The sequence below is a fragment of the Pseudoflavonifractor phocaeensis genome, assembly GCF_016901955.1.
Classification (GTDB): Bacteria; Bacillota; Clostridia; order Oscillospirales; family Oscillospiraceae; genus Flavonifractor; species Flavonifractor phocaeensis_A.
This window is the reverse complement of sequence record NZ_JACJLC010000256.1, coordinates 1-308: the sequence shown is the minus strand read 5'-3', so window position 1 is coordinate 308 and position 308 is coordinate 1. Positions and strand designations below refer to the sequence as shown.

At 55.8% G+C, this 308-nt stretch carries 1 pseudogene; it reads left to right on the top strand.

From position 1 onward, the window contains the following. Positions 1–70: 70 nt before the first annotated feature. Positions 71–308: pseudogene (locus H6B51_RS18680) on the top strand (IS21 family transposase); the annotation flags it as partial.

Sequence of the window (308 nt, the reverse complement as noted above, 5' to 3'; positions counted from 1 at the left end):
AAACCTTGGTTTTGAGACAAAGCTCTGCAAACCCCGCCATCCCTTCACTAAGGGCAAGGTAGAGCGTCTGGTGCGATTTGTGAAAGACAACTTTCTCACCAGCCGGGTATTCTACCATGTTACGGACCTGAACTGGCAGGCGCTGGAATGGTGTAACCGGCAAAATGGTACTTACCACCGGGTGGTGGACGGGGTGCCCCAGCAGATCCACGGAGTGGTATGCAGAGAACAGCTGCGCACTCTGCCAGAGACGGAGTCAGTGCGGCTCTATCTCTGCCCGGAGCGCCGGATTTCCTTTGACGGGTTTG